Genomic DNA, 20,417 nt, shown 5'->3' on the forward strand with positions numbered 1-20,417 from the left:
CCTGGATGGGCCTGGATCAGACCGCCCTCAACGAAGCCGCGCTTGCCCGGATCGAGCCGGGCAGCCCCGTCGCGATCATCGATATCGGGTCGAATTCCGTCCGGCTGGTCGCCTATTCGGGCATCAGCCGGGCGCCGACCCCGCTCTACAACGAGAAGGTCCTGTGCGGGCTGGGCCGCAACGTGCTCTCGACCGGCCGCCTCAACGAGGAGGCGGTGCGCCGCGCCCTCCAGGCGCTCGCCCGGTTCCGGGTCCTGTGCGAGGCCATGCATGTCGGCCAGGTCTTCGTGCTGGCCACCGCCGCCGCCCGCGACGCCGAGAACGGCCCGGCCTTCCTGGAGGCCGCGCAGGCCGCCTGCGGCCATCCGATCGAGCTCCTGTCGGGCCGGCGCGAGGCGGAGCTGTCGGCCTACGGCGTCATCTCGGGGTTCCACGCGCCCGACGGCGTGGTGGGCGATCTCGGCGGCGGCAGCCTCGAACTCGTCGACCTGCGCGGCTCGGCGGTCGGCAGCGGCGTGACCATGCCGCTCGGTGGCCTCGCGCTCCAGGATCTCAGCGGCGGCTCGCTCAAGAAAGCCCGCAAGATCGCCGCGGAGGCGCTGAAGAAGGCGGGCCCGCAGCTCGATACCCTCAAGGGCCGCACCTTCTACGCCGTCGGCGGGACCTGGCGGGCGCTCGCGCGCCTGCATCAGGCGGCGCGGGATTACCGCCTGCACGTGATGCACGGCTACACCATCGAGCCGAACGACGAGCTGTCCTTCCTCCAGGTCGTCGAGCAATCCGACGCCGCGACGCTCGCCGCCGTCGAGAGCGTGTCGGAAGCGCGCCGGCCGCTGCTCGCCTACGGCGCGGTGGTGCTCGAGGAGCTGATCCGCTCCGGGCGCCCGCGGGAGATCGCGATCTCGGCCACCGGCGTGCGCGAGGGCCTGCTCTACGAGAAGCTCGACGACGCGGCGCGTGCCCGCGACCCGCTGCTGCTGGCGGCGGCCGAGCTCAACCGCCTGCGCTGCCGCAGCCCCGGCCACGGCTCCGAACTCCAGGCCTGGACCGACGCCTTCATGGCGAGCCTGTCGACGCCGGAGACCGCCGACGAGCGGCGCCTGCGCCACGCCGCGTGCCTCCTCGCCGATGTCGGCTGGCGCACCCATCCGGATTACCGCGGCGAGCAGAGCCTCAACGTCATCGCCCACGCCTCCTTCGTCGGCATCGACCATCCCGGCCGGGCCTATCTGGCGGTGGCGGTGTTCTTCCGCCACGAGGGCGTCTCCCCCGAGAAGGCGAGCCCGCTCCTGCGCCAGCTCGCCGGCCCGCGCCTGTTCGAGCAGGCACGCCTCCTCGGCGCGGTGCTGCGCGTCGCCTTCCCGGTCTCGGTGGCGATGGAGGGCATCCTGCCCCGCACGCCACTGGCGATGCGCGACGGCGCGGTCGTCCTGACCCTTCCGCAGGATCTGCGGGATCTCGCCAGCGACCGCCTCTCGAACCGCCTGCGCGGTCTCGGGCGTCTCCTCGGCGTCGAGGCGCGGATCGAGATCGCGGGGTAGAGCATTGTCCGACGAAGTGGATGCCGGTTCGTCGTAGAAAACGCCGCACGATCAAAGACCTGGAGCACGTCACGATTGCGGGGCAATCGTGACGTGCTCCAGGTGGATCGTGGGGTTCGGCCCGAGGGGAAACTCGGCTACGGTCCGTCCTCCTTCCCTCCGAGCCCGGATTCCATGGACCAGACCCCTTCGCCGGACCCGATCGCCATCGACGATTTCCTGAAGCTCGACGTGCGGGTCGGCACGATCGTCGAGGCGGCGCCGATCCCGGAGGCGCGCCGTCCGGCCTACCGTCTCGTCATCGATCTCGGGCCTGCGATCGGCGTGAGGAAATCCTCCGCCCAGGTGACGGTGCACTACACGCCCGACAGCCTGATCGGCCGGCAGGTGCTCTGCGTCGTCAACCTGCCGCCGCGCCAGGTCGGCCCGGTCCGCTCCGAGGTCTTGACCCTCGGGGTTCCGGACGGGGAGGGCGCGGTGGTGCTGATCGCGCCCGAGCGGCCGGTGCCGAATGGCGGGCGGTTGTACTGACTTCCAGACTGACATTCAGGAGATCGACCACACCATGACCTCCAGCCACGGTCCCGGTTCCAACCACGGCCCCTTGCGGGTCGGCATCGGCGGCCCGGTCGGGTCGGGCAAGACCGCCCTGATGGAGGGCCTGTGCAAGGCCCTGCGCGAGCGCTACGACCTCTGCGCCATCACCAACGACATCTACACCAAGGAGGATGCGCGCCTCCTCACCGTGGCCGGCGCCCTGCCGGAGGAGCGCATCATGGGCGTCGAGACCGGCGGCTGCCCGCATACCGCGATCCGCGAGGACGCCTCGATCAACCTCGCGGCGGTGGCGGAGATGCGCCGGCGCTTTCCCGCCCTCGACCTCGTCCTGCTCGAATCCGGCGGCGACAACCTCGCCGCCACGTTCTCGCCGGAACTCGCCGACCTGACGATCTACGTCATCGACGTGGCCGGCGGGGAGAAGATCCCGCGCAAGGGCGGCCCCGGCATCACCCGCTCCGACCTCCTCGTCATCAACAAGACCGATCTCGCGCCCCTCGTCGGCGCCGATCTCGGGGTGATGGAGGAGGACACCAAGCGGATGCGCGGCGCGCGGCCCTACGTCTTCGCGTCCTTACGTCACGGCGACGGGGTCGAGGCGGTGGCGCGCTTCGTGGTGGAGGCCGGGGGCTCTAGTGCTCCTCGACCTGCTGCACTGGATCGTCCAGCCGGCGTCGCTCTCCGCGCGGCGCCTCGGCCATGCCGGCGACAGCGTGCGCCTCGCCTCGCGCTCCCGGCGCTGCCGTGCGGCCTGGGCGCCGCACCTGGCGGCGGCGAAGGACGCGGTGCGGGCGGCGATGCGGGACCTGCCCCGGCGCGACACCGTCGTCGTGCTGGGTTCCGGCCTCATCGACGACGTGCCGATCGAGGATCTGGCCGCGGGGTTTCGCCGGGTGGTGCTGGTCGATGCGGTGCATCCCTGGCGGGGCCGCTGGCGCGCGCGGCGCCACCCCAACGTCTCGCGCCTCGTCCACGACCTCAGCGGCACGCGCGACCTGCTGCTCGGCCGCAGCGACGCCTTTGGGCCGATGCTGCCGCCTCCCTGCCGCGAGGCCGACCTCGTGGTCTCGGCCAATCTCCTGTCGCAACTGCCGATCCTGCCGGTCGCCCGGCTCGAGGCGGCGGGCCGGCTCGGGCCCTTCACGGACGCGGACGCGTTCGGGCGCCGCATCGTGGCGGCCCATCTCGACGCCCTGGCGGGGCTATCGGCCCGGATCTGTCTCGTCACCGACCGCGGCGAGACCGAGGAGGACCGGGACGGGCGGGTCGTGGAGCGGATCGACCTCCTCTACGGCGTCGATCCGGGGCCGGCGATGCTGGAGTGGGACTGGGTCCTGGCGCCGTTCGGCGAGGAGGCGCGGGACCGGAGGCTGGTGCACCGCGTCGGGGCCTGGCCGGATTGGCGGCCCGCGGCATGACGGCGCGCGGCCGGCGCGGCTTCGCGGCGGGCGGAGAGGCGTCTACGGTCGAGCTCTTAGTGGACGAGGCTTGCAGATGTAGATTCCCATAACTCCTCTGAAGTCCAACCCATTGTAAACGCGAGCGCTTTCCCCTCCCCCTTGTGGGGGGGTTAGGGGTGGGGGTGGTGCCGCGTAGAGCGCGAGGCCTCTCCGGCACCACCCCCACCTCCAACTCCTCCCCACAAGGGGGAGGAGGGGCGCGCGACTTTCGAAGGGAGAAGCACTCAAATCCAGATGTGTGAATGCTAAAGGCGGACGGGGGAGGTACGTGACGATGACCCGGGACCGCGATCCGGACGAGGCCCCCGAGGACGCCCATTGGCGGCGCAACCTCGCGGTGTGCGTGTTCGGCTCGTTCACGACCCTCGTGGCGATGACGCTGCTGCTGCCGTTCCTGCCGCTCTATGTCGAGGAACTCGGGGTCAGGGACCAGGCGGCGATCGTGCAATGGTCCGGCGTGGCCTTCGGGGCGACCTTCTTCAGTGCCGCCCTGGTGGCGCCGCTCTGGGGCCGGCTCGCCGACCTCTACGGCCGCAAGCTGATGCTGATCCGGGCGAGCCTCGGCATGGCGGTGGCGATGTCGCTGATCGGGCTGGCCGAGAACGTCTGGCAACTGGTGGCTCTGCGGCTGCTGGTGGGGTTCCTCGGCGGCTATGCCTCGGGCTCGACGGTGCTGGTGGCGACGCAGACGCCGAAGGCGCGCTCGGCCTGGGCCCTCGGCACGCTCGGCTCCGGCATCATGGCGGGGAACCTCGTCGGGCCGCTCGTCGGCGGGATGCTGCCGCCGCTGATCGGCATCCGCGCCACCTTCCTGGCCGCAGGCGCGGTAATCTTCCTGGCCTTCCTGGCGACGCTGTTCCTGATCCGCGAGGCGCCGCGCCCGCCGAAATCCGCGCGCGAAGGCGGCGGGTTCTCCAGCATCCCCGACAAGCGCCCGGCGCTCGCCATGCTGGCGACCGGCATGCTCCTGATGCTGGCGGTGATGTCGGTCGAGCCGATCATCACCGTCTACGTCGCCGAGCTGACGCCCGATCCCGCCCGGGTCACCCTGGTCGCCGGGCTCGCCATGTCGGCGACCGCCCTGGGCAGCATCCTGTCGGCGCCGCGGCTGGGGCGGCTCGCCGACCGGATCGGCCCCTGGACCGTCATCACCGGGAGCCTGACGGCCTCCGCCCTGCTCCTCGTGCCGCAGGCCCTGGTGACGAGCGAGTGGCAGCTCGTGGCCCTGCGCTTCCTGATGGGACTGGCCTTGGGCGGGCTCCTGCCCTGCATCGCCAGCGTGATCCGCCATTCGGTGCCCGACCGTGTCGCCGGGACGATGCTGGGCTATTCGACCTCGTCGCAATATGTCGGGCAGGTGGTGGGGCCGCTGCTCGGCGGCTTCGTCGGCGGGCATGTCGGCATGCGGGCGGTCTTCCTCGGCACCGCCGTGCTGATGGCGCTGGGCGCCGCCGGGACCGCCCTGGCGCGACCGAAGGGGATCAGAGCGTGAGCGAATCCGGTTTCGAACGGCGGATGATCGACATCGGCGACCCCTCCGGCGGGCGCCTCGCGGCCCTGGAATTCGGGCCGGCCGAACAGCCCCTCGCCGGACTCCTGCTGCACGCCAACGGCTTCAACGCCCGCACCTATCGCAGCCTGCTCGCGCCGCTGGCGGACCTGCACATCCTGGCCTGCGACCATCGCGGCCACGGCCGCTCCACCCTGCCGGCGGAGCCCAAGGGGCGGACCGACTGGTGGGACGTCACGAACGACCTCATCGCGCTCCTCGATCGGCTCGACGCGCCGCGCCTCGTGCTGATCGGCCATTCGATGGGGGCACCGCCGCGCTGCTCGCCGCCGCCGAGCGGCCTTCGCGCGTGCGCCGCCTCGTGCTCCTCGATCCGGTGATCCAGCCGCCGGAGCGCCGCGGCGAGGGCCATGCCGGCCTCGCGGAGGGAGCCCTGCGGCGGCGCAGCGACTTCCCGTCCCGCGAGGCGGCTCTCGCCGCCTACAGGGGGCGCGGCGCGTTCCGCACCTGGCCGGAGGCGCCGCTCGCCGATTACGTCGCCGACGGGTTCCGGGATGTCGCGGGTGGCGTGACGCTGGCCTGCACCGGCGCCTGGGAGGCGTCGAGCTATACGGCGCAGGATCACGATCCGTGGGCGGCGCTCGCCCGCCTGTCCTGCCCGGCCGGGATCCTGCGGGCGGAGACCGGCAGCACTTGCGTGCTGGACGAAGGACGCGGCACCGTCGAGGTCGAGACGGTGCCGGGCACCACGCATTTCCTCCCCTTCGAGGCACCCGAGCGGGTCCGGGCCGCGATCCGTCGCGCCCTCGCCTGATCCGAAAGACGGAGGCGCGCCTTACGCCCTTCGGGGACGACGCGCGTCCCGACCGCCCCCCATCGCCCAGATAGCTCCCGGCTGTCCCGGCGGCCCAATGTCGGCCGGACGAGACGGCGCGGTGATCCGTCCGTGCGAGCCGGAGGGGCGCGTGATGAAATTCTGGCTCGGTCTGTCGGGATGCCTGGCGCTGGCGGCATCCGGCGTCGCGCTGACGATGGTGGAGGAGAGCCCGCCGGCGGCGGGCCAGGACCAGGCAGGCCAGGAACAGGCGGCGCCGCCGCGGGCGGCCACGGCCTGGACCGACGTGAGCGAGGCCGACCGGGCCGGCGTGCCGCGCCAGATGCAGGCGCGCGTCATCCTGGCCCGCCAGGCGGCCGATACGACCCGGCAGGCATCCGAGCAGGCGAGCCCCGTCGATCGGGGCCGCCCCGCGGCGAAGCTCCCCGAGCCCGCACCGGCTACCGTGAATGTCCGCGCCGTCGAGGAGGCCCGGCAGCGGGCCGAGGCGCGGGTGCGGCAGGCGGAGAGCGAGACGGACTTGGCCCGGCGGCGGCTGGAGCAGGAGGAAGCCCGGGCCAACGCCCTGTCGGACGCCGCGATGGCGGCCCGCCGCGATCTGATCGCCGCCCGGGCCGAGGTCGAGGAATTGCGGGCGCGGGCGGTGCAGGTGCCCGGGCCGGATGTCCAGGCCCAGGCCGCCGACGAGGGGCGGTTGTCCGTGGAGACGACCATCGATGCGGGCCGGCAGGCGCTGGCGGAGGAGCGGGCGCGCTCCGAGCAGCTGGCGGGCGCGCTCGCCGAGGCGCGCCGCCGGGTCGCCGTGCTGGAAACGGCCGCCGAGGCGGCGCAGGTCGCCCACCAGGCCCAGGCGCAGAATGCGGCGCGGGAGCGGGCGATGATGCGGGCCGGCCTGCGCCGCCTCGCCGTGGCGCTCCGGGCCGCCCAGGTCGCTCAGTCCGAGGCCGTCGCCCGCGAGGCGCAGGCCGCCGGCGCCCGCGACCGGGCCGAGCAAGGCCGGCTCGCCGCCGAGCGGACCGTCGCCGAGACGCGCGAGCGCCTCGCACGCCTGAAGGCCGGCCGCGACCGTGACGCGGAGGCCCGCCTGCCGGCCGGCGAGGCACCGTCGCGGCCGTCGATGGTGGTCCAGGCCCGCCCGTCGCCGCGGGGCGGGGCCGCCTGGACCGTGCCCCGGCCGGCGGGCGTGCCGGACACGGTCGACGAGGAACGGCTGCTGGCCCAGGCCGCCACCCTGCTCGGGCGCGGCGACATCAGCGGGGCGCGGCTCTACCTCACCCTCGGCCTGCGGAGCGGCAGCGCCCGGGCGACCGCGCTCCTCGCCGAGACCTACGATCCCGACCGGCTCGCCGCCCTCCAGGTTCGCGGCCTGCGCGGCGATCCCGAGACCGCCAGCGCCCTGTACCGGCAGGCCCAAGGGACGCCGGAACGGCCGAACCGGGATCTCGCGACCCGCGATCCCGGCGAGACGCCGACGGCCGGCCTCGCGCCGCGGGGTCCGGCGGGCTGGACCAGCCCGGTCCGGCAGGCCGGTCTGCCGGCCCCCTTCGTGCCCTCCCTCTCCGCGCCCTGGGGCGGCGAGTGACCCGCTTCGAGCGATGGGGAGACACCGCATGATCCGCCGCGCCGCGCTCCGGCTCGCCCTCCTGCTGCCTTGCCTGTTGCCCTGGGCCGGCCCGGAGGCCCGCGCTCAGCCCGCCGATCCCCCGCCGAGCCCCGCGCCGGCGCCCGCCCGGCCCGCCCGGGCCGCCCCGGCAAAGCCGCGGGTGCAGGCCGCCGCCCCGCGGGAGAGCGCCGAGGACGTGGCGCTCGGCAGCCACCTCAACGCCAACACCGTGGCGGTGATCTCCGGCACCCCCGGCGGCACCTACTTCCGCATGGCGAGCGACCTCGCCTTCGTGCTCGACGGCGTCAACGACCTGCGGGTGCTGCCGGTGATGGGCAAGGGCGCGGGCCAGAACGCCTACGACCTGCGCTACCTGCGGGGGATCGACATCGCCTTCGTGCGCACCGATTCCCTCGACCAGCTGCGCAAGGACAAGCGGGTCGGCAACGCCCGGTCGCACATCGCCACCATCGCCCGGCTGTTCAACGACGAATTGCACGTCGTCGCCCCGCGCGACATCACCGACATCCGCCAGCTCGCCGGCCGCAAGGTGAGCTTCGACGTGCGCGGCAGCGGCACCGACGTGTCGGGGCGGGCGATGCTGTCCGGGATCGGGCTCGCCGTCGAGGTCGTCAACGTCGACCAGCCGCAGGCGCTCGCCATGCTGGAGCGGGGCGAGATCGCCGCCGTCGTCTCGGTGGCGGCCAAGCCGGTGGCGGTTCTGGCCGAGTTCCAGGCCGGCGACCGCTTCCACCTGCTCGACGTGCCCTTCGCCGACGGCGTCGCCGAGAGCTACATGCCGGCGGAACTGGCCCATGCCGATTACCCGCTCCTCGCGCCGGAGGGGAAGACGGTGCGCACGCTCGCGGTCGGCACCATCCTGGCGGCCTATAACTGGCCGAAGGGCAGCGAGCGCTATGCCCGCATCGCCCGCTTCGTCGACGCCTTCTTCAGCCGGTACGACGCGTTCCTGAAACCCCCGCGCCATCCGAAATGGCGCGAGGTGAACCTCGCCGCCGAGGTCGCCGACTGGCCCCGCTTCCCGGCCGCCCGGGACTGGCTGGAGCACCGCAGCGCCCCGGCCCCGCAGGCGGCGGCAGCGCCCGGAGAGGTGGCGCAGTTCCTCGCCCAGCGCCGGGGCGCCGGTGAGGTCGACCGGGATCAGCTGTATCAGGAGTTCCTGAAGTGGCGCGATGGGCGGGGGCGGTGAGGATCGAGAGGCTCTGCGGATGGCGCCGATACTGGCCCGACGATCCCGACGCCCTCCGCGTCGTCAACTCAGTTGATCCCGGTTGCGAGCATCGTTTTTTGCTCCTCGGCGCAGGCATCGCGCAGGCATGCGTCGGCGACGACGGCGACGATGGGCGTTTGTCCGGCGCCGGTCACGGGACGGCGTCAGCCCTTCAGCGCCTCGCCTGCTCGCGCACGGTCCGGGCCGCCTCGGCACCCGTGCGGGCGATCAGCCTGGGCAGGTCCTCGGCGACGACGCCCTTCGCCGCGAGATCGGCCCGCAACCGCTCGGCGAGAGCGTCGTCGGGTGTCCGACCGGCCGGGGGAGGGGTCGCCCCGGCCTCGACCAGGCGCTGCCTGTAGGCCTCCGCCTCGCGGCCGGTGAGCTCCAGACGCTCGCACATCCAGGTGGCGAGAATCTTGTTGCGCCGGGCGAGCGCCAGGAAGCGCAATTCCTCGTCGAGGGCGAACAAAGCCTCGGCGGCCCTCTCCCGTTCGTCGAACACCGTGGTCATGGGGTGATCTCCGCGTATCGCCACTCCCCTCCCCATGAGATGGCATCGGCCGCCCATGCGAAACAGGGCCCGCGCCGATCACGAAGCGCGTGATCGCACGAGGAACGAAGGCGGCGACCGGGACGTTGCCGGGGTATCTGGGTACCCCACGGGAGCATGACCATGGCCGACGAGAAGAACCTCCGCGCGCTCTTCCTGCACCAGCTCAAGGACACCTACTTCGCCGAGAACGCGATCCTGAAGGCGCTGCCGAAGATGGCCAAGGCCGCCCGCTCCGAGGAGCTCCGGGGCGCGCTCGCCGTCCATGTCGAGGAGACCCGCGAGCAGGTGAAGCGCCTCGACCAGGTCTTCCGGATCGTGGGCGAGAAGCCCGAGGGCGTCACCTGCCAGGCGATCCAGGGCATCATCGCCGAGGGCGAGGAGGTGATGCAGGAATTCTCCGGCAGCGAGGCGCTCGATGCCGGCCTGATCGCCGCCGCGCAGGCCGTGGAGCATTACGAGATCACCCGCTACGGCACCCTGCTCGCCTGGGCCAAGCAGCTGGGCCTCGGCGAGGCCGAGAGCCTGATCAAGGAAACCCTGGTCGAGGAGGAGAACACCGACGAGCTCCTGTCCGAGCTCGCCGAGGAGGCGGTCAACCCGGCCGCCGCGTAACCTCGGCGGGGCCCGGGCGTTCTCCGACGGGAGGTCGCACCATGCCGGAGATCGCCGGGATCCTCGAAACGGTCCTCTATGTCGAGGACCTCGCGCGGGCCGCCGCGTTCTGGGGCGGGCCGATGGGCCTGCCCTGCCTCCACGAGGACCACCGGATGCGGGCCTTCGACGTCGCCGGGCGCGGCGTCCTGCTGCTGTTTCCCCGCGGCGGCTCCCTGAACCCGGTGCCCACGCCCGGCGGCACCATCCCGCCGCATGACGGATCGGGTCCGCTGCACCTCGCCCTGTCGATCCTGGCCGACGCGCTCGGGCCTTGGGAGCGGCACCTCGCGGCGCATGGCATCGCGATCGAGGGCCGCACGACCTGGCCGCGCGGCGGCGTCAGCCTGTACTTTCGCGATCCCGACGGACATCTGGTCGAACTGGCGACGCCGGGATTGTGGAAGGGGTATTAAATTTACGGTTCCAGAGACTGGTTGATCGGTCTCTACTGATCTCACGTCCAATGCGTCATTCCCGGGCCGCGAATCGGAGCCCGGAAGCCAGAACTGCTGATGGTTCAGAACAGAGCAGGCCTCGTTCCGCTTCGTTCTCTACGATCTGACAGCCTGTTTGATTGACTCAAGCACTTACTCCCACACACGACCTCATCCTGAGGTGTCAGTCGATTGAAAATCGACTGACCTCGAAGGAGGGCTCCAGGGATCGCGAAGACTTCTGGAGCCCTCCTTCGAGGCTCCTTTCAGTCGCGATCTTCGATCGCCAGCACCTCAGGATGAGGTCGCGAGTGGGATGAAAAAGGTCGTTGCAGCTTAATTTTCGCAAGTAAAACAGGCTCTGATGTTGGGGTTCCGGGCTCCGCGTCGCGGCCCCGGATTGACATGGCGGGTGTGAAGACCGTCGATCAGGTCGCAAGACGTCCTCGATCACCGCCGTCGCTCACGCCGTCCAGTGCTGCCCGTCATAGGCGAACCGCTCCGGCTGGCAGGCGAGCGCCGAGAGGCCGGCCAAGGCCGGATCCGCGATGGTGATGACGCAGGTCGGGATCTGCTTCATGCGGTCGGAGAAGGGCGGCTTGTGCTCGAAGGCCTGCCGGAAGGCGCCCTCGTTGAGCACGTCAAGGATGCGGGGCACGATGCCGCCGCCGATATAGACCCCGCCGGTCGCCAGGAAGGTGAGGGCGAGGTCGCCGCAATGCCGCCCGAGCAGCCGGGAGAACACACGCAAGGTCCGCTGCGCCGCCGGGTCCTCGCCCGACATCCCGCGCTCGGTGATGTCCTTGGCGTCCAGTTCGCCGCCGCCGAGCCCGGCATGGAGCCGGGTGAGGCCCGGGCCGGAGAGGAGCGATTCGACGGTGATGCGGCCCTCGATCCGGGCGAGATTCGGCCAGAACGCGAAATCCTCCGGGTCGCTCGGCCCGAAATCGGTGTGGCCGGCCTCGGTCGACACGATGGCGAGTTGCTTGCCGTAGGGCACGAGGCCCGCCGCGCCGAAGCCGGTGCCCGGGCCGAGGACGAGGCGCGCGCCACCATCGGGGCAGAGGGTCGGGCCGATCTGCTCGAGGATCGAGCGGTCGCGCCCGGCCGGGTCGAGATCGGCGGCGCCCGCGGCGACCGGCACGTAGTCGTTGACGATCCGGCAACTCGCGAGGCCGAAGTCGCGGCCGATCCGCTCGCCCTCGATCACCCAATGGGCGTTGGTGAGGTGGACCGCCGGCCCGTCGACCCGGGCCGCCACCGCCAGGATCGCCGAGCGGGGCGGGGCGACCGTGCTCGCCGCCAGGGCGGCGCGGATCGCCGCGCTCGGATCGGGATAGGCGGCGGTCTTCTCGTGGGCGAGCACGACCGGCTCGGCGCCCGGCTTCTCCTGCACGGCGAAGCGCGCATTGGTGCCACCGATATCGCCGAACAGGACCGGGAACTCGAACATCGCCGCCGCCTCGCTTCCGCGCTCAAGGCTACCGGTTATAGCGCCGCGGCGGCCCTGGTCGACCGCTCACTCGCCCTCCATCCGGCCGACCTCCTTCATCGCCCGCTTCAGGGCGAGGAGCCGGCGGTCGCGGTCGCGGAACAGCTCGGCCGGGTCGCGCCCGCCCCAGTCGAAGAAGCCTTTCCCCGCCATCACGCCGGTGCGCCCCTGCGCCACCAGGTCGTCGACCGCGTCCGAGCGGGTGCGGGCCGGGGGCGGGCTGTAGCTGGCATTGGCGAGCGCATGGCGCAGCAGTTCGATGCCGGTGAAATCCGCCTTGGCGAGGTGGCCGAGGATCGGGATGCGCAGCGCCAGGCCGTGGATGATCGCGTCGTCGATCTCGCGGGCCGAGGCCACGCCCTCGTCGAGGAGGTGGTAGACCTCGGCCGAAATCGCCGACTGGATCCGGTTGGCGACGTAGCCCGGGATGAAGCGCTTGAGCACGATCGGCACCTGACCGAGGCCCAGCGCGAGCTGGCGCGCCTCCTCGATCACGGCCGGGTCGGTCTGCGGCCCCGGCACCACGTCGACGAGGTCGACGATGTAGGGCGGGGTGTACCAGTGCATCACCAGGGCGTGCTTCTGACGGTTGTCCGGGATCAGCGGAAAGACGTCGAGATAGCTGGTGTTGCTGGCGATTCGGGTCTCGGGGGCGCAGAGCCGGTCGAGCTCGGCGAACAGGGTGCGCTTCGCCTCCGGGTTCTCGGTGATCGCCTCGATGACGAGGCTTGCCCCCGCGACCGTCGCGGCGAGGTCGGGTTCGAGGCGGATCGCCTGCGCGGCGCGCTCCGGCGTCCACTCGTCCGAGACGGCGCCGGCCTCGCGCAGGGTGTCGAGGGCCGAGGCGATCAGGCCCGGCACCTGGTCCAGGGTCTCCTTCCGGCTGTCGGTGAGCCGCACCCGGTGCCCACCGAGCGCCAGGACCAGGGCGATGCCGTGCCCCATCAGCCCGGCCCCGATGACCGCGATCTCGCTCATGGTGTCCTCCCGTATTGATTGGTTGCTTGACGTGGTTTCGATCTGTCCGCGACCGTCGATCGCTCAAACTTCGGAGCTTCTGGTTTGATCCTACAGATTTGATCCCCTCCTCGTCATTCCGGGGCCGCGAAGCGGAGCCCGGAATCCAGAGCCTCAGATGTGAAAGGATAAAGCGACACACGGTCCGCTTTATTCTGGGCGATCGGCGGTTCTGGATTCCGGACTCCGCTTTCGCGGCCCCGGAATGACGCGGTTGGTTTGGGACCTGTTGAGATCAATCAAACAGGCTCTCGGGATGAGCTCGAGGTTGGGACGAGCCATGCGGCCCTTCAAACCTCTCTCACACCGTGGCGATCGGCGTCGTCGGCGAGCCGACCGCGCCGGGCAGCCGCAAGGGCGGCGCGGTCAGGAAGAAGCGGAAGCGCCCGTTCGCCCGCAGCCAGGTGGCGAGCGGGGTGAGGTGCCACAATTCGCCGAGATTGACCCCGAGGCGGAACAGGCAATGCTCGTGGAGCGGCAGCGTCGCGCAGCAGCCGTCCCCCGGCAGGGCCGGATGGACCTCGACGGCATAGTTGTCGGCGATGAGCGCGCAGAGCCCCGAATCGGTGATCCAGTTCAGGAGCCTGCGGTCGCGCCCGTCGAGGCCGGCGCAGAGGTCGAAGACGATCGCCGGATCCGGGTTGCGGTTCATGCCGAGCAGCCGTTCGGCGAAGCCCGTATGCAGGCAGACCATGTCGCCGGGCTCGACCACGACGCCATCGGCGTCGAGGATGCGGCGGAGCTGGTCGTAGCCGACCGCCACCCGCGCCTCGCCGAGATGGGCGTGGAGATCGATCATCACGCCGCGGCCCTGCATGCCGCGCTCGGCCAGCCGCTCGATGCCGAGCGCCTGGGCGCGGGAGGGAGCGCCCGCCTCCTCCGCCGTCGCCGGGCCGGTGATGTCCGAGCCGGCCCGGAAGCCGTTGTAGTAGACCGGGCGCGGGGTGCCGTCGCCCTCGACGTCGAACAGCGAGCCGACATGGGCGAGGCTGTCCCACTGCGTCGAGTATTGCAGGTGCAGCACCGCGAGGTCGTCGCTGATGACGTCGGTGGCGTCCGGCACCTCCTCGCACACCATGAAATTCATGTTCGGCCGGCCGCTCGCCCGCACCGTCGGACGGATCTGCGGCGGGTGGCGGCGCGGGTTCAGCACGTTGCCGCCGGGAAAGTCGAGGGGCAGGCTGAGGCAGAAGGTCAGGCCCTCCCGCACCTCGGCCGCGCCCTGGCGCACCTTCTCGGGCGTCAGGAGGTTGAGCCGGCCGAGCTCGTCGTCGGGACCGAAATCGCCCCAGGTCGAGCCCTCCGGGCGGCGGCGCCAGCGTAGAGTCATCGGTGCGGTCCTCTCCGCTGGCGCTGCGAGGACGGTCCACCGCGCGCGCGGCGGCGCGCCGTCGCGCTCGCCGATGGCCGGGGGCCGTTCGATTGCCGTATTCCGGCCATCGGGGTCATTTCTTCACCAGCGGGCAGCGAGAGGCGGCGAGCGGCTGGAAGGCCTGATCGCCCGGAATCGTGGCGACGCGCCGGTAGAGATCCCACGGCTCCTTCGACTCCTCGGGTTTCTTGACCTCGAACAGGTACATGTCGTGGATCATGCGGCCGTCCTCCCGGATGCGCCCGCCGCGGGCGTAGAAGTCGTCCACCGGCATCTCCCGCATCGCCGTCATCACGGCGGAGGTCTCGTCGGTGCCGGCGGCCTTCACCGCCTTCAGGTAGTGCGTCACCGTCGAGTACACGCCGGCCTGCGACATGTTCGGCATCTTGCCGACGCGCTCGAAGTAGCGCTTCGACCAGGCCCGGGTCTCGTCGTCGAGGTCCCAGTAGAAGCCCTCGGTGAGAAGCATCCCCTGCGTCGCCTTCAGCCCGAGGCTGTGCACGTCGCTGATATAGACCAGCAACCCGGCGAGCTTCTGCCCGCCTTGGCTGAGCCCGAACTCGGCCGCCTGCTTGATCGCGTTGGTGGTGTCGGCGCCGGCATTGGCGAGACCGACCACCTTGGCCCCCGAGCCCTGCGCCTGGAGCAGGAAGGACGAGAAGTCGGCGTTGTTGAGCGGGGCCCGCACGCTGCCCAGCACCTTGCCGCCATTCGCCTTCACCACGGCGCTCGCGTCGCGCTCGAGATCCTGGCCGAAGGCGTAGTCGGCGGTGAGGAAGAACCACGAATCGCCCCCGGCCTTGACGGTGGCGAGCGCGGTGGCGTTGGCCAGCGCATAGGTGTCGTAGGCCCAGTGGACCGAGACCGGCGAGCAGGCCTCGTTGGTGAGCCGCACCGAGCCGGGACCGTTGAAGACGATGACCTTGTTCTTGGCCTTGGCGATGTCGGCGGCGGCGAGCGCGGTGGCGGAGGCCGCGACGTCCAGGATCGCGTCGACCCTGTCCGTATCGAACCAGGCCCGGGCGGTGGCCGCCGCGATGTCGGGCTTGTTCTGGTGGTCGGCGACCACGACCTCGATGGGCACGCCCAGCACCGTGCCGCCGAAATCCTCCACAGCCATGCGGGCCGCCGCGGCGCTGCCGGGCCCGGTCACGTCGGCATAGAGCCCCGACATGTCGAGCAGGAAGCCGAGGCGCACGACGCCGTCCGAGATCCTCGCGGAGGTCTTTTGGGAATGGCCGGCGGGCGCCTGCTGCGCGCAGGCCGCCCCCTGCCAAGCCATCACTGGCAATGCGACGGCCAGAGCCGCCGCCAGAAACGTTGTCCTCACCCGGTCCGTCCTTCGTCGAAGACGTTCGTTCGTGCGGTACGCCGTCGAGGGCGCCCGGGTGCATGGTCCGGACAAGGGGACCCGGTTGTCAACCGCCGCCCGAGCGGGGCGGCGCTGAAAAACCGGTATGGCCCCGCTTCGTCGGTGTCAGGCCGCCGGCCCGGCCCCGTCCGCGGCGCCGAGCCAGGGCTGGGCGTTCACCATCCCGACCCGCCATCCCGCCCCGTCGGGGCCGGCATAGTGGTCGAGGCGGGTGAGCGAGCAATTCTCGATCGCGAAGGCGAGGCCGCCCTGCGGCCCGAGATTCAGCGCGAGCGCGATCGCCGCCCGGATCGTGCCGCCATGGGCCACCGCCACGATGTCGCGCCCGCGATGCTCGGCGGTCAGCTCCTCGATCGCGCCGTTCACCCGCGCGCACAGCTCCGAAAAGCTCTCGCCGCCCGGGGCGCGCTCGTCGGCGGGGGCGAACCAGTAGCTCGCCGCCTCGGGCTGGCGCTCGGCGAAGAAGCGGGTCCGGTCCTGGCCCTGCCAGTCGCCGAGATCCTGCTCGGCCAGGGCGGGGAGGGCGGTGAGGCGGGGCATGGTGCCGTCCACCGTGAAGTCGCCGGCCTGCCACAGGGCCTCGGCGGTCTGGCGGGTGCGGCCGAGATGGCTCGCGACCCAGACCGCGCCGCGGGGCAGCACGGGGGCGAGGCCGGAGAAGACGTGGGCATCGGAGCAATCGCAGGCGATGTCCTGGCCGCCATAGATGCGGCCGCCGTCGCTCCGCACGGGGGCGTGACGCACCCACCACCAGCGGGTGCGGACGAAGGAGGTGGGGGTCGAAGCGCTCATGCGCCGTCATAGCGCGAATTGCCAGGCCGGCGAACACTCCTCATAGGTGCGACAGACGCAACGGAGCGGATGATGGACGAGGCGGCGGACGGCACGATCTACGGCGCGGACATCCCGTTCGCCCGGCTCTGCGGCATCGAGGCGTTGGAGGTCGTCGAGGGGCGCACGCGCCTGCGGCTGGAGCTGGGGCCGCAGCACGGCAACAACCTGGGCATCGCCCATGGCGGCATCCTCTGCACCCTCCTCGATATCGCCATGGGCACGGTGGCCCGGCTCACCGCCGGCCGGCCGGTGGTGACCCTCGACATGCAGACCCGCTTCCTCTCGCCCGGGAACGGCGTGCTCCTCGCCGAGGGGCGGGTGACGCGGGCCGGCCAGTCGATCCTGTTCTGCGACGCCGAGATCCGCGACGCGGCGGGGCGAATCGTGGCGACCGCCACGGGGGTGTTCAAGCCGGTCGGCGTGAAGGGGTAGGCGCTCGCCTCCAAGGTTTCCGGCGTGTTGCGGGTTCCCGTCGCGGCCCGGTGAGCCATTTCCCACGGGGACATGGTCAGCCCCGCGCCGAAAAAGGCCCCGATGACGGTTTCCCCGAGCTCCCGTGCCGCCCCCGGCGGCGTGATCGAGACCAACGTTTCGGCCCGGCTCGACCGGTTGCCCTGGGGCCGGTTCCACACCCTGGTGGTGCTGGCGCTCGGCATCACCTGGGTGCTCGACGGGCTCGAGGTGACGCTGGCGGGCGCGCTCGCCGGCGCGCTCAAGGCGAGCCCGACGCTGCAATTCTCGAATGCCGAGATCGGGCTCGCCACGTCGAGCTATCTCGCCGGCGCGGTGCTCGGCGCCGTCGGGTTCGGCTGGCTCACCGACCGGCTCGGGCGAAAAAAGCTCTTCTTCATCACGCTGGCGGTCTATCTCGCGGCCACCGCCGCCACCGGCCTGTCCTGGAACCTGTGGAGCTTCTGCCTCTTCCGTTTCCTCACCGGGGCCGGCATCGGCGGCGAGTACACGGCGATCAACTCGACCATCCAGGAACTGATCCCGGCCCGGGCCCGCGGCTGGACCGACCTCGTCATCAACGGCAGCTTCTGGCTCGGTGCGGTGCTGGGCGCCGGCACGTCGCTCGTCGTGCTCGATCCCGCGCTGTTCGGGCCGGACCTCGGCTGGCGCGTCGCCTTCGGCCTCGGCGCGTTCCTGGGGCTCATCATCCTCGCCTTACGGACCTGGATTCCCGAGAGCCCGCGCTGGCTGATGACCCACGGGCGGCACGAGGAGGCGGAGGCGCTCGTCGCCGGCATCGAGGCGCGCTTCCGCAAGGAGGGCCATACCGTGAGCGACGGCCCGTTCCCGAAGGCGCGGCTGCGCCAGCGCAGCCACACGCCGCTCTCGGAGGTGTTTGCCGCGCTCAAGGCCTACCGGCAGCGGGCAGGCGTCGGCCTCGTGCTTATGTCGGCCCAGGCCTTCTTCTACAACGCGATCTTCTTCACCTACGCGCTGATCCTGATCGATTTCTACAAGGTCCCGGCCGACGGGGTCGGCTGGTACATCCTGCCCTTCGCCGCCGGCAACTTCCTGGGCCCGGTCCTGCTCGGCCGGTTCTTCGACACGGTCGGCCGCAAGCCCATGATCGCCCTCACCTACGCGATGTCGGGGGTGCTGCTCGCCTTGAGCGGCTGGGCGTTCCAGCAGGATCTCGTCACCGCGACCACTCTCACCTTGTGCTGGATGGCGGTGTTCTTCTTCGCGTCGGCTGCGGCGAGCTCGGCCTATCTCACGGTGAGCGAGGTGTTTCCCCTGGAGATCCGGGCGCTCGCCATCGCGCTGTTCTACGCGGTCGGCACCTCGGTCGGGGCGGTGGGGCCGGCCCTGTTCGGCGTGCTGATCGAGGGCCAGTCCCGCACCGCCATCTTCGGCGGCTACCTGCTGGCCTCGGGCCTGATGATCGCCGCCGGGGTGGTGGCGGGGATCTGGGGCGTGGCGGCGGAGCGCAAGTCGCTGGAGGATGTGGCAAAGCCGCTGGCGGCGACGGAATAGGACGCCGAGGAGCCCGGCATCCCCGCCGGCTCGATCGGCCTGAGGCCGAGCGGTGGCAGTACCGGATCATGCCCATGGCCGAGGCCGCCGGCGGGACGCGTCGGGCCGGTTCAGCAGCCCGGCCCCCGCATGATCTTCTCGAATCGGAAGGCCTCGCCACCGCCGGGCAAGTCGTCCTGCCGTGACGCTTCGTCAGAGGCCGGGAAATGGGGGTCGGGGTGATGGGCGCTGAAGAATTCGACGATCTTGAATCCGCACGTATTCACGTAAAAGTGGATATTGCGTTTCTCGAAATACGGCGTGTGCGTCGTCCAGACCCGCGTCTCGGGATATCGATTCTCGATCGCCGTCCAGGCTGCGCGACCCAGACCTCGGCCATGTTCCAGCGTCGATATGAAGAAGAAGTCGAGTGAATTGTGGTGCGTCTCGCCATCGATCGTCACGATGGCGCCGCCGACCTTTCGCCCGTCGCAGAGAATCCGCAGAACCACGGCGCCCGGGGAGGCGATGGAGTGATCGAGATCGCTCTCGGACGGAATCGGGCCATTCGGAAGAGGCCCGAACTCCTCGATGACGGCCACCGCAAAGGCGTCCTGCAACTCGGTCTTGAAGGCTTGCAGATCGTCGGGCTGGGCAATGTCGAGCGTAACCAAGACAGTCTCCGTTCCTCGCTTGCCTGTGGCCCCGCCCGACAATGCGGGGCGAGGCCGAGGCGATCAGCCGGAGGGCGGCTGGCGCTCCTCGTCGAATCGATGCGTCGTCTGCCTACCGTAACAGCCGATCCATCCCTGCCCCGATCTCCTGCACCAGCTCGCCCGCCGGCACCGCCCGCGCCAATCCCGCCGCCTGCCCGGCCCAGGCCTGCATCCGGGCGAGATCGCCCGCCTTCACCGCCGCCTCGCGCATGCCTTGCGTCAGGCCGCGCTGGACCGGGTAGGGGGCGGGCGCCGGGGCATCCGGTTCTGCTGCCGCCGCCACATACTCGGTGGCGAGGCTTCGCCCCGTACGGCCGCTGAAGGCGCGGGTGAGCCGCGTGTCCTCGGGGCGGGCGCGGCCGAGGCCGTCGGCCCAGGCGGGCGGGATCCCGGCCTCCGGGCAGCGCAGGAAGCCGGTGCCGACCTGAACGGCGCTGGCGCCGAGGAGCAGGGCCGCGGCGGCCCCGCGGGCATCGGCGATGCCGCCGGTGGCGATCACGGGAATCCGCACCGCATCGACCACCGCCGGCAGCAGGGCCATCAGGCCGACCGCCCGGGCCTCCGCCTCCTCGGCCCGGAAGTTCCCGCGATGGCCGCCGGCCTCGGCGCCCTGGGCCACCAGCGCATCGGCCCCGGCCTCCTGCGCCGCCAGGGCCTCCGCCACGCTCGTGACCGTGGCCCACCAGGCGATGCCGCGCTGTTTCAGTCGCGCCACGAAATCCGGCGGGTAGAGCCCCATGATCGAGGAGACGACGCGGGGCCGGGCCTCGATCAGCGCCTCGCATTGCGCCGCGAAATCGGGCGGTGCGGCGTCGCCGGCCTCGTGCGGCACCGCCGGGCCGAAGCGGCCGAGGAAGGCGCGTAGCCGAGCCTCGTGGGCGGGATCGCGGGTGGGGGCGGGATCGGGAATCCACAGGTTGATCTGGAACGGCCCCGCTTCCCGCACCGCATCGGCCCAGGCCAGGATCGCGGGCGGCGGCATCAGCAGCGCCCCGCAGGCGCCCAGACCGCCGGCCCGCATCACCGCGACCGACAGGGCCGGCGGGCAGGCCCCGGCCATCGGGGCGAGGAGGAGCGGCCGGCGCAGGCCGTAGGCGGCGGCAAAGGATTCCGCGCGGGCGAGGGCAGGGTGGTCGGACATTTCGGGCGGCTCCGGCCTGACGACGCTCTTGGCCGTATCAACCACCGGGTGCCATTCCCTCGCAAGCGCTCATCGCACGGGTGCGGCGCGGTGGATGCAGGATCCGCCGATTGACTTCGCACCCGC

20 protein-coding genes and 1 pseudogene are annotated in these 20,417 nt (G+C 71.6%); 13 read left to right on the plus strand and 8 right to left on the minus strand.

Translation table 11 applies throughout. The features are described from left to right. Positions 1-5: 5 nt before the first annotated feature. The 9 genes and pseudogenes from ppx (at position 6) to F1D61_RS09870 (ending at position 8,717) form a co-directional block, all read left to right on the plus strand. Entirely contained in the window at positions 6-1,541 is a 1,536-nt protein-coding gene (gene ppx / locus F1D61_RS09835) for an exopolyphosphatase (protein ID WP_203157682.1), read from the plus strand. 174 nt (positions 1,542-1,715) lie between these two features. Next, on the plus strand, positions 1,716-2,072 hold the full coding sequence (locus tag F1D61_RS09840) for a tRNA-binding protein (RefSeq protein ID WP_203157683.1): 357 nt from the start codon (positions 1,716-1,718) through the stop codon (positions 2,070-2,072). A 34-nt stretch (positions 2,073-2,106) separates the two neighbouring features. Beyond that, positions 2,107-2,730: pseudogene (gene ureG / locus F1D61_RS09845) on the plus strand (urease accessory protein UreG); the annotation flags it as partial. 4 nt (positions 2,731-2,734) lie between these two features. Further along, the gene (locus F1D61_RS09850) at positions 2,735-3,517 is read left to right on the plus strand and encodes a hypothetical protein (protein ID WP_203157684.1); all 783 of its coding nucleotides are present in this window, start codon (positions 2,735-2,737) and stop codon (positions 3,515-3,517) included. 316 nt (positions 3,518-3,833) lie between these two features. Continuing rightward, entirely contained in the window at positions 3,834-5,051 is a 1,218-nt protein-coding gene (locus F1D61_RS09855; protein WP_203157685.1) for an MFS transporter, read from the plus strand. Continuing rightward, a complete protein-coding gene (locus tag F1D61_RS34030) occupies positions 5,048-5,449 on the plus strand; it encodes an alpha/beta fold hydrolase (RefSeq protein ID WP_246775803.1) in 402 nt (133 codons plus the stop codon). The genes F1D61_RS09855 and F1D61_RS34030 overlap by 4 nt, the downstream gene beginning before the upstream one ends. Further along, on the plus strand, positions 5,419-5,883 hold the full coding sequence (locus F1D61_RS34035) for an alpha/beta fold hydrolase (protein WP_246775804.1): 465 nt from the start codon (positions 5,419-5,421) through the stop codon (positions 5,881-5,883). The genes F1D61_RS34030 and F1D61_RS34035 overlap by 31 nt, the downstream gene beginning before the upstream one ends. Before the next feature lie 154 nt (positions 5,884-6,037). Further along, positions 6,038-7,486: a hypothetical protein gene (locus F1D61_RS09865; protein WP_203157686.1), complete on the plus strand. Its 1,449-nt coding sequence runs from the start codon at positions 6,038-6,040 to the stop codon at positions 7,484-7,486. A 28-nt stretch (positions 7,487-7,514) separates the two neighbouring features. Beyond that, positions 7,515-8,717: a TAXI family TRAP transporter solute-binding subunit gene (locus F1D61_RS09870; protein ID WP_203157687.1), complete on the plus strand. Its 1,203-nt coding sequence runs from the start codon at positions 7,515-7,517 to the stop codon at positions 8,715-8,717. Positions 8,718-8,910: 193 nt separating this feature from the next. Here the strand turns inward: F1D61_RS09870 and F1D61_RS09875 are convergent, their stop codons facing one another. Continuing rightward, the gene (locus F1D61_RS09875) at positions 8,911-9,252 is read right to left on the minus strand and encodes a DUF1476 domain-containing protein (RefSeq protein WP_203157688.1); all 342 of its coding nucleotides are present in this window, start codon (positions 9,250-9,252) and stop codon (positions 8,911-8,913) included. Between the two features lie 162 nt (positions 9,253-9,414). Between F1D61_RS09875 and F1D61_RS09880 the strand changes: the two genes are divergently transcribed. Next, on the plus strand, positions 9,415-9,906 hold the full coding sequence (locus F1D61_RS09880) for a ferritin-like domain-containing protein (RefSeq protein ID WP_203157689.1): 492 nt from the start codon (positions 9,415-9,417) through the stop codon (positions 9,904-9,906). Between the two features lie 41 nt (positions 9,907-9,947). Next, positions 9,948-10,361: a VOC family protein gene (locus F1D61_RS09885; RefSeq protein ID WP_203157690.1), complete on the plus strand. Its 414-nt coding sequence runs from the start codon at positions 9,948-9,950 to the stop codon at positions 10,359-10,361. A gap of 484 nt (positions 10,362-10,845) precedes the next feature. Here F1D61_RS09885 and F1D61_RS09890 read toward each other — a convergent pair whose 3' ends face one another. The 5 genes from F1D61_RS09890 to F1D61_RS09910 all read right to left on the minus strand — a co-directional run bounded on the left by F1D61_RS09890 (position 10,846) and on the right by F1D61_RS09910 (position 16,427). Then, on the minus strand, positions 10,846-11,835 hold the full coding sequence (locus F1D61_RS09890) for a glucokinase (RefSeq protein ID WP_203157691.1): 990 nt from the start codon (positions 11,833-11,835) through the stop codon (positions 10,846-10,848). Between the two features lie 66 nt (positions 11,836-11,901). Next, entirely contained in the window at positions 11,902-12,852 is a 951-nt protein-coding gene (locus tag F1D61_RS09895) for a 3-hydroxyacyl-CoA dehydrogenase family protein (RefSeq protein WP_203157692.1), read from the minus strand. A 340-nt stretch (positions 12,853-13,192) separates the two neighbouring features. Continuing rightward, positions 13,193-14,221 carry a cyclase family protein gene (locus F1D61_RS09900; RefSeq protein WP_203157693.1) on the minus strand — a complete coding sequence of 343 codons (1,029 nt, stop codon included), beginning with the start codon at positions 14,219-14,221 and terminating at the stop codon, positions 13,193-13,195. Between the two features lie 115 nt (positions 14,222-14,336). Further along, complete coding sequence (locus F1D61_RS09905) at positions 14,337-15,593, minus strand: ABC transporter substrate-binding protein (RefSeq protein ID WP_246775805.1); 1,257 nt, start codon at positions 15,591-15,593, stop codon at positions 14,337-14,339. Between the two features lie 147 nt (positions 15,594-15,740). Beyond that, positions 15,741-16,427, minus strand: coding sequence for a histidine phosphatase family protein (locus tag F1D61_RS09910; RefSeq protein WP_203157694.1), 687 nt, complete (start codon positions 16,425-16,427; stop codon positions 15,741-15,743). A 69-nt stretch (positions 16,428-16,496) separates the two neighbouring features. Here F1D61_RS09910 and F1D61_RS09915 point away from each other — a divergent pair, with 69 nt between their 5' ends. Then, positions 16,497-16,901: a PaaI family thioesterase gene (locus F1D61_RS09915; protein ID WP_246775806.1), complete on the plus strand. Its 405-nt coding sequence runs from the start codon at positions 16,497-16,499 to the stop codon at positions 16,899-16,901. Between the two features lie 102 nt (positions 16,902-17,003). After that, a complete protein-coding gene (locus F1D61_RS09920; protein ID WP_203157696.1) occupies positions 17,004-18,455 on the plus strand; it encodes an MFS transporter in 1,452 nt (483 codons plus the stop codon). A 110-nt stretch (positions 18,456-18,565) separates the two neighbouring features. On the opposite strand, the gene F1D61_RS09925 is transcribed toward F1D61_RS09920, so the two are convergent. Beyond that, positions 18,566-19,108, minus strand: coding sequence for a GNAT family N-acetyltransferase (locus tag F1D61_RS09925; RefSeq protein WP_203157697.1), 543 nt, complete (start codon positions 19,106-19,108; stop codon positions 18,566-18,568). A gap of 112 nt (positions 19,109-19,220) precedes the next feature. Beyond that, on the minus strand, positions 19,221-20,291 hold the full coding sequence (locus F1D61_RS09930; protein WP_203157698.1) for an NAD(P)H-dependent flavin oxidoreductase: 1,071 nt from the start codon (positions 20,289-20,291) through the stop codon (positions 19,221-19,223). Between the last annotated feature and the right edge of the window lie 126 nt (positions 20,292-20,417).

This window comes from Methylobacterium aquaticum, from assembly GCF_016804325.1.
GTDB lineage: Bacteria > Pseudomonadota > Alphaproteobacteria > Rhizobiales > Beijerinckiaceae > Methylobacterium > Methylobacterium aquaticum_C.